Source organism: Streptomyces sp. NPDC004609, assembly GCF_042873655.1.
GTDB lineage: Bacteria > Actinomycetota > Actinomycetes > Streptomycetales > Streptomycetaceae > Streptomyces.
The window spans coordinates 1-8,225 of sequence record NZ_JBIALS010000081.1; the positions used below are offsets into that span (position 1 = coordinate 1).

Annotated in this window: 9 protein-coding genes; 7 read left to right on the forward strand and 2 right to left on the reverse strand. The window is 71.0% G+C overall.

The features are described 5' to 3' along the window. Together ACFYT4_RS35740 and ACFYT4_RS35745 are read right to left on the reverse strand one after the other, a co-directional pair. Positions 1-938, reverse strand: a 938-nt coding sequence (locus ACFYT4_RS35740; RefSeq protein WP_389278983.1) for an ISAzo13 family transposase, incomplete at its 3' end; no start/stop codon positions are given. 506 nt (positions 939-1,444) lie between these two features. Continuing rightward, positions 1,445-2,083: an HD domain-containing protein gene (locus tag ACFYT4_RS35745; protein WP_389278960.1), complete on the reverse strand. Its 639-nt coding sequence runs from the start codon at positions 2,081-2,083 to the stop codon at positions 1,445-1,447. A gap of 122 nt (positions 2,084-2,205) precedes the next feature. Here ACFYT4_RS35745 and ACFYT4_RS35750 point away from each other — a divergent pair, with 122 nt between their 5' ends. The 7 genes from ACFYT4_RS35750 to ACFYT4_RS35780 all read left to right on the forward strand — a co-directional run bounded on the left by ACFYT4_RS35750 (position 2,206) and on the right by ACFYT4_RS35780 (position 8,086). Beyond that, on the forward strand, positions 2,206-3,222 hold the full coding sequence (locus ACFYT4_RS35750) for a GlxA family transcriptional regulator (RefSeq protein ID WP_389278963.1): 1,017 nt from the start codon (positions 2,206-2,208) through the stop codon (positions 3,220-3,222). Between the two features lie 274 nt (positions 3,223-3,496). Further along, positions 3,497-3,775, forward strand: coding sequence for a hypothetical protein (locus ACFYT4_RS35755; RefSeq protein WP_389278966.1), 279 nt, complete (start codon positions 3,497-3,499; stop codon positions 3,773-3,775). A gap of 15 nt (positions 3,776-3,790) precedes the next feature. Beyond that, entirely contained in the window at positions 3,791-4,546 is a 756-nt protein-coding gene (locus ACFYT4_RS35760; RefSeq protein WP_389278969.1) for a hypothetical protein, read from the forward strand. Further along, the gene (locus tag ACFYT4_RS35765; RefSeq protein ID WP_389278971.1) at positions 4,546-4,815 is read left to right on the forward strand and encodes a hypothetical protein; all 270 of its coding nucleotides are present in this window, start codon (positions 4,546-4,548) and stop codon (positions 4,813-4,815) included. The genes ACFYT4_RS35760 and ACFYT4_RS35765 overlap by 1 nt, the downstream gene beginning before the upstream one ends. A 504-nt stretch (positions 4,816-5,319) precedes the next feature. Continuing rightward, complete coding sequence (locus ACFYT4_RS35770) at positions 5,320-5,973, forward strand: hypothetical protein (protein WP_389278974.1); 654 nt, start codon at positions 5,320-5,322, stop codon at positions 5,971-5,973. Between the two features lie 53 nt (positions 5,974-6,026). Further along, positions 6,027-6,542, forward strand: a complete 516-nt coding sequence (locus ACFYT4_RS35775; protein WP_389278977.1) for a hypothetical protein — start codon at positions 6,027-6,029, stop codon at positions 6,540-6,542. Between the two features lie 392 nt (positions 6,543-6,934). Then, on the forward strand, positions 6,935-8,086 hold the full coding sequence (locus tag ACFYT4_RS35780) for an ISAs1 family transposase (protein ID WP_389278980.1): 1,152 nt from the start codon (positions 6,935-6,937) through the stop codon (positions 8,084-8,086). Positions 8,087-8,225 lie beyond the last annotated feature (139 nt).

The following is an 8,225-nucleotide window of genomic DNA, read 5'->3' on the forward strand; positions in this document are numbered from 1 at the left end:
GGAAGGTGGCACACCGTGATCTCCAGGCCGGTCTCGGCAGCGAGGCCGGCGAGTTGGGTCTTCCAGCCGCGGGTGCGGTAGCCGTTGGAGCCCCCACAGTCGGCGGTGATCAGCAGCCGGCGGGCGCGAGCGTAGTCGTGCTGGCCTCGGGCCTGCCACCAGCTCCGGATCGAGGCGACGGCGAACGCCGCGGTGTCGTGATCGGTGCCGATGTTCACCCAGCCGGTGTTCGCCGCCATGTCGTAGATCCCGTACGGGATCGCCTTCTGGGCCTGACTGGGGAAGTCGTGCGTCCTGACCCTCACAGGCTGCCCTGCGGGCTGCCATTCGTGCCCGGCGTTCTTGTAGTCGCCGACCAGTTCCTTCTTCTTGCTGTCCACGCTGATCACCGGGTCACCGGCGTCCCTGTGGGCTCGTGCCTGCTCGTTGAGGTAGCGGAACTGGGCGTCACGGTCCGGGTGCTGAGCACCTTCGATGGTCTTTGCGTTGGCCTGCAGACTGAAACCTTCCTCCCGCAGCAGGCCGGCGACCGTGTCGGCGGAGACCCGGTGGCCCTGCCGAGTCAGCGCCGCCGCCAGCTTCCGGGTCGACTTCGTCGTCCACCGCAGCGGCGATATCGGATCGCCCCGCTCGTCGGGCACGACCAGCGCAAGCAGCGCCGGCCGCAGCCCTGGATCAAGGTCCACCGCCCTCTTCCGGCCCCCACCAGGACGACGGACCCGCCCCACCAGAACCTGGCCAGAGTCCAGGTCAGCCGCTCCGCGCGAGACTGTGCCCTCCCGAACCCCAGCCGCGGCAGCGACGATCCTGATCCCACCATGCCCCAGCGACAGCGCTTCCGCCCCTATGACCAGCCGGCGCTGACGCTCGTCCAGATGCGGCAACAACGCCTGAAACTTCGCCGCCAGGACGTCCTCGATCCCCTCCGGCCTCCCCATACCAGAACAACGATCCCCGTAGCTGGAAGCCACGACTTGTTTCCCGGCAAGTCCTAAAGGGGGGCAATGTGGCATTATGTGCGGCTGCTGACGGAGTGCCACACACTACATCATCGTGATTGTTCCGCGATCCCATGATCACGTGGCGGACTGCGGCCCCCTGCCTTCATGCTGGCGTTCCGCCCCTCGGCAGCGCGACTGGGTACCGCGCGCCAGGGGTCCCCTCCGGACATGTGGTGATCCGCCGTGGCCGTGATCGGGAATGTCACCGCGTGCCGCTACCACGAGCTGGTGGCGTCCTCGCTTCGTCAGGTCGAAGTCCTCTCCGTTGCGCAGTGGGCCGGCGCTGCGCGCCTACGCGGCGGCGGCACGGTCGGCGGACAAGAACGGCTGTCGGATGGTGTCCCGACGAGCCGTCAGGTCTACTCAGCGGGGGTAGTCGGCCCGCTGGTGAGATGGTCGGCGAGGTCGTGACCGCTCCCGTTGAAGCTGTGACGAGAAGACCCTCACTCCGGCCAGTCGGAGTCCTTGATGACCTTGACGAAGTCGCCGCGTACGAAGCCGGGCACGAAGTGCGCCAGCACGTCCGCCTTGACGTTGCCGAAGGTGGTGTCCGGGCGGTCCTGGACGCCCTGGGTGAAGGCGGCGAGTATCCGGTTCTTGAAGTCCGGGCGCGGGTGGGCCGCCACGACGGCGGCCCGCTGCTCATCCGACACCGCGGTGTAGCCGATACCGAGGACGTCCAGCTCCACTCCCCTCGTGACCAGGGCGATCTCCGGCGCCATGTGCAGCGGGACCTCCGGGGTGGTGTGCAGGGCGACGGCGCTCCAGACCCGGTCGGCCATCTCGCCCGTGATGCCGTGGGCGTGAAGGAACCGACGGGCCTCGTCCGCGCCGTCGATCTCGAAGCGCTGGCCGGTGCGGCGGTAGCGCTCGGTGAGCCCGAGGTCGTGGAACATCGCGCCCACGTAGAGCAGTTCTGGGTCGAAGCCGAGCCGCTGCTCGCGCCCGCGCAGCGCACCCCAGAGGAACACCCGACGCGAGTGGTGGAACAGCAGTGGCTCGGCCGCCTCCCGTACCAGCTCGGTCGCTTCGCGCGCCAGGGCGCTGTCCGGGATCCGCACCCCCGCGATCGTCTCGCTCATGGCTCCTCCGCGTCTGTTCACTGGAATGGCTCTTCCACCGGATCGGTGATGTGCCTTCACTGTCCTGCGGCGGCGTACGCTGGTGCCATGTCCTCGCAGCCAGAAGACCCACAGATCCGGACATGAGGCCGGGGTTGCGGCGGGTCGCCTTCATCGTCTTCGACGGCGTGACGATGCTCGACGTCAGCGGCCCCTGCGAGGTGCTGCACCAGGCGGGCCGGCTCGCCCCGCCCTATGAGCTCGTACTCGTCTCGCCGGGCGGCGGCCCGGTGGCCACCTCCGCCGGACTCGCGCTGACCGGCACCGTGACGGCGGCGGAAGCCGGGGTCTCGCACACCCTCATAATCGCCGGGGGCGACCGGCTCGCCCAGCAACCGATCGAGCACGGGCTACTCGACGCGACCCGTGCCCTCGCCGAGCGGGCCGAACGGGTCGCGTCCGTCTGCACCGGCGCGTTCGTCCTCGCCGAGCTCGGCCTGCTCGACGAACGCCGCGCGACGACCCACTGGCGCCACGCCGAGACGCTCGCCCGCCGCTACCCCCGGACGCACGTCGAGCCCGACGCCATCCACATCCGTGACGGACGCTATATCACCTCGGCGGGCATCAGCGCCGGAATCGATCTCGCCCTCGCCCTGGTGGAGGAGGACCACGGCTCGAACGTCGCCCGAGCCGTCGCCCGCGAGCTGGTGGTCTTCATGCAACGCCCCGGCGGGCAATCACAGTTCTCCACAGCCCTCGCCACCCCGCCGGCCCGCGGCGACCTGCTGCGCTCACTGATCGCCGGCGTCCTCGCCGACCCCGGAACCGACCACAGCCTGCCCGCGATGGCCGCGCGCGCCGCTGTCAGCCCCCGCCACCTGAGCCGGCTCTTCCGCGCCGAACTCGGCACCACACCCGCCCGCTGGCTCGAACGCGTCCGCCTCGACCATGCGCAACAGCTCCTCCTTGACGGACACAGCGTCACCTCAGCAGCCCGCACCAGCGGCCTGGGCAGCGACGAGACCCTCCGCCGCGCCTTCGCCCGTCACCTGGGCATCACCCCGTCCGAGTACCGCACCCGCTTCGGCACGACCGGTCCTCCGGGCGGACCTCAGAACCGCGATCGGCCGGACTCGGACCTCGGCCTCCTCGACTGACCACTCCCAGTTCTGCCGGGGGGATACGGTTCCGGCGGCCGAGGTGTGGAGGTCAGGCCGCCCGGTCCTGGTCCAGGGTGATGTGGAACAGGTGGGGGCCCACCCTGCGGACCGGCCTGGGCAGCGGCCCGACGAGGATGAGCCGCCCCGGAACCGTGCTCGGTGTCAACGAGCTCGTGCACGAATACGGAGGCCCGAGTACGACTGGCTTGCTGAGCGGACCGGTACCCGCCTGCCGCTCAGCTCCGTCACGGTCGGCACCTTCGTCTCGTTCGTGACCTATCTGGACCAGGTGGTTCTGGCGCCGCCGAACTCGATCGAGCGCAGGATCACAGGCGTCACCTCGGAGGCCCGCCGCCGCGGTTTCACCGTGCCGAAGGAGGCCAACGAGGCGGCCTGGCGCGCGTTGAAGCCGCTGCGGCTGGACAAGGGGCGTCAGCAGCGCGGCCGCGGCAAGGCGGCTGCCATCACCCCGAACGACCTGCGGAAGATGGCCAACGCCCCCTCACGCGGGCACCGCTGCCGGAGGCCCGGCGGCGGCGCGGCATCGTGATCTCGGAGCTAGGCGGTGCCGAAGCGCCGTTGCTCTCCCGCGCAGCGAGCTGTCCTGGACCGGGCCCGTGAGTTGCAGTACGAGTGCCGGCGGTGCGGCGTCCGTGAGGAGGAACCGCTCGGCAAGGGCCGGTTCTGTGACCCGTGCCGGTACGCGATGACGCTGTGGGAGCAGCACGACCAGGCGCAGGCCCTCGCCCGCGAGCTGGTTGCGGATCCGGCCGCCGTGCTCCTGGTCGTGGATGTCGGGCCCGACTCGCTCCCGCAGGCGCAGGGCGTCGCCGTGGTCGCCGTGCACGATGGCGAGGTTCTCTACGCGGCTCCGGCCGGGGAGTACGGCACTGCTGAGCGCGGCGCGGTCCTCGACCGGCTCGATGCGCTGCTGGCGGACCGGCGGGTGGTGGAGGAGCCGGACTATATGGGCCCGAGCCGCCGCTGTCCGGACGCGCTGCTGCGCCTGCCCGGTGAGCCGGTCTGGCCCGGCCGGGATCCCCGGCACCCGTGGGCCGCGCCGCACTCGCGGGCCAACGCGAGCGTCGCGCGGATCTGGGCTCCTTGGTACGCGTTCACCGACTACCCGTACAGCACGTACCCCTGCGTCCCCGGGGACGGTGCCGCGGTCCCGTGGACGCGCTCCCCGGACGTGGCGGCCGACGGCCGGTCGATGGCGGCTGTGCTGCACCGGATCGCGGCAGGCACCGAGCCGGCGTGGGAGCGGGCGGCGTGGACGCTCGACGGCCACGGCGCCGGCACCCCGGAGAGGAGCGCCTGATGTCCTCACTTCGGATCATGGACTCCGACCCCGGCAAGGCCCGGCGCACCGCGGCGGCTGTGCAGCGGGCCCTGGAGGCGTCGCCGGAAGTCGTCCTCGGCAACGTGTCCGTTGTGCCGAACCGACGCGACGGCGGTACCCGCGTCTTCATGGAGGTGCTGCTCCTGGAGGCGCCAGCCGCGCCCGGCAGCGAGGACCAGGAGGTGACCATCGAGCACGCCGATCACCCCCGGCGGCGTCAGGTACGGCGGCAGCTGCCGGGTGGCTGAGCTGAGCGCCGGTGCCTGAGTGTCAGCGGCCGTCGCCCACAGGGCCGTTGCCCAGGGCCCGGCGACCGTGCCTCGGCGGTTTCGGGGCGACGGGCTCGACCCAGTCGCCGTCGGCAGCCCGCTGGGTGGCAGTCCTGGTGCGGGGATCCCGCTCCGGGGGCTCGGGAATCTCGGTACCGGGGCCCAGAGGGCGGCGCGCGGAGGTCACGCCGGAGAGTCTCCCACCGGGGCTGCTGTCCCGAGTAGCGGCCGGAGACGGCTGTCTTCTCGGGCCGCCGATGATGCTGGAAGGGCGACCAGCAGGGTACGACAGTGCGGCCGCGCTGCTCAGCTTCGACGAGTGCACGGGACGCGGCGGCTCTGATGGGAGACCTGGACAAGGCACTCGCCGGGCAGCATTCTGCGCACACGCGCCCGCCAGGGCCCATAAGTGGGGGGAAGATGGCATCGAGACCTTCGGCATGTCCCTGTCCGTACGGCAGTGAAGGGCTGTGCGCCGGGCACATGATGAGCAGGCCTGGCACCCGGACGCGTGCGACGGGGCTCGCGAGCGGGCTCGGCGCGGGCGCGTACGTCTCGCTCGGGCTCGCCTGTGCTGCGGTCATCGTGTTCTGGGGCGAGGCCGCGCCCCGGTGGAGCGTGCTCGTGCCCCTCGGCCTCGCCGTGCTGTGCGCGGGCGGCTGGGTCCTCGCTTCCCGCGCCGCGGGCCTCGTACCGGGCCCCGGGGGGCCGCTGCCGGTCCCGGCCGGACCGGACACCGCGGGCCAGGACCCACCACCGATCCCGGCGGTGCTCCCCGGGTCGAAGCAGGGGGTGGGGCCCGTCGCGGCCCTGTTTCTGGTTGTCTGGACTCCGTTCTTCTCGGCCCTGGCGGCGGCGAGCCTGCTCGCGCCCCTCGGCAGGGATTCCAACAGCGACGATGTCGCCGCGGTGGGCAATGTCGCCGGTCTCGTCGGGTTCTTCTGTCTGATGGTCAGCCTGGTGGTCATGTTCCGGGCCGAACGGTTCGTGCTCCCCCCGTACAGCCAGTTGCGCTCGGATGCCGCCGGGGCCGGGTGCGGGCAGTACGGGTACGCGTCAGCACCGCTGTGGCCGATCTGCGCCCGGAGCGCTTCGATCTCCACCGGCAAGAGGTCGGTGAGAGCTACCTCGCCCTGATACCGCACCGGACCGAAGCCGGTGCGGATCCCGGACAGGAGATCCGGTTCGGCATGATGAACCGAGGCGTCTCCGCCTTCAGGACGGCCAAGCGCCACTTCTGGGACTCCGTGCCCAGCGTCATCGGCCAGGACGCCTGGCTCTGCTGGCCCGCCACCTGGGAGCCCATCACCTACCTGCCGCTCAGGATCGACGTCATGTCGGCGGTGCTGGTGACCGACCGCGGCCACATCGTGTGGGGGCGCACGGGCGAGCGGGACTGGGTCCCCCACCTGAGAGACCGCCGCGCACCCCTCCGCCGGACCGACCCCGGCCGCACGGTCACCACCGCGCCGCGCCCGTCCCGCTGCGACGGCGCGCGGACCCACAGGCGGCTGCTCGGCGTCCTGGTGCTCGTTCTGCTGCCCGTGCTCACCCTGACCGGCGCCGTGAGCGGGCGAGTCGCCGCGATCGGCGTGACGGTCTTCGCCCTGCTGCATCTCTGGGGCATCCGGCGCTTCCCCGTGTACGAGGGGCCCGGCCACGCCTGGATGACGATCCGGGAGGACGACGAGGAGATCGTGGGCTGAACACGGCCGGCTGTCCGGGCTGCAGGGCTTCCGGGGGTTCCGTACGCCCGGTTCCGTTTGGGGCCCGGCCCCGGCAGGACGTGCCCCAACAGCATTCTCGTCCCCCGATCTGGGCCGACCCCGCATGAGAACAGTGGCAGCGCAACGGACCCGTCCGACGGACCGCGCCAACACACTGGGCGGAGCCGCCCTGGTCTCGCTCGGGGCGCCTATCCGATGAAGATCGTCCTCTGGGGCGAGCCCGTGCCAGGGCTGATTCAAAGTCGTGGTGATCTTGTGGGGTGCCTGGTCACAGGGGTGTGACGATTGGTTCGGGGGCCGCGACGGATGCAACGAAGCTCCGGTTGAAGACGGATGACCTTGCCAAGTCGCCGTTCTCAGCCGGAGCTTCGATGTGCCGTCAGTCTGCCACCGTCTGCTTGATCAAGTCGCCGTCGCGTCAGCATCGTGTGCTGCCGTCGCTCGTGGACCGGCTGGCGGTGCTGCCCGATCCGCGCCGGCGGCGTGGAGTGCGTCACCCGTTCGTGGCGGTGTTGCTGGTCGCGGCGTGTGCGGTGACAGCTGGTGCCCGCTCGTGGGCGGCGATCGGTCAGTGGTCCAGGGCGGCGCCGCAGGACACCCTGGCCCGGCTCGGCGCTCGCACCGCCGGGGCACTTCGGGTGCGTGTCGCGCCGTCGCTGTCCACGATCCCCCGCGTCGTGATCGCGGTGTGTCCGGGCGGACTGGCGGATCTGACCGGCCAGGACCCGGCCGGGGCCGACACCGTTGCGGTGGACGGAAAGTGTGCCCGCGGCTCGCGTCACGGTGCCGTCCCGGCCGTGCACCTGCTGGCCGTGATGACGGGAGACGGACGCACCGTCAGCCAGTTGCCCGTGCCGGGCAAGACGAACGAGATCACCTGCTTCGCCGCCCTGCTTGCGCCGTTCGACCTGCGCGATGTCGTGGTGACCGCTGATGCCCTGCACACCCAGACCGCTCACGTCCGCTTCCTCGTCGAACAGAAGCAGGCGCACTTCCTCTTCCTGGTCAAGGCCAACCAGCCCGACCTGTTCGCCGCCTTGCGCTCACTGCCCTGGAAGGAGGTGACCGCCCGCCGCTACGACCGCGAGGCAGGACACGGCCGCCGGGAGACGAGAGCCACCCGGGTGCTGACCGTCACCCGGCTGGGGCTGGACTTCCCCCACGCCGTCCAAGCCGCCCGGATCCTGCGCTACCGCGTGGACACCGCGAGCGGCAGGTGCACCCGCGAGACCGTCTACGCGATCACGGACCTGACCTCGGTCGAAGCCTCCCCGCAGCGGATCTCCCAGCTGGCCCGGTCACAGTGGACGATCGAGAACCGGCTCCACCACGTCCGGGACACCACCTTCGCCGAGGACGCCTCGAAGATCCGCACCGGCCACGGACCGGCCAACCTGGCCACCCTCCGCAACCTCGCGATCAACGCACTCCGGGACGCTGGGTACAGCAACATCGCCGCTGGACTCCGCGAGGCGTCTTACGAACCATTCACCCGACCACTCAAGCTCCTGGGCATCAACTGACCAGCACCACAACAAGATCACCGCGACTTTGAATCAGCCCTGGAGCCAGGGCTTCGGCGTGAAGCCGGTGTGTCCTGGTTTTGATCACGGGATGGTGAGGATCGCGAGAGGGCGGGTGGCATCGCGGGCGTTGTGCCGG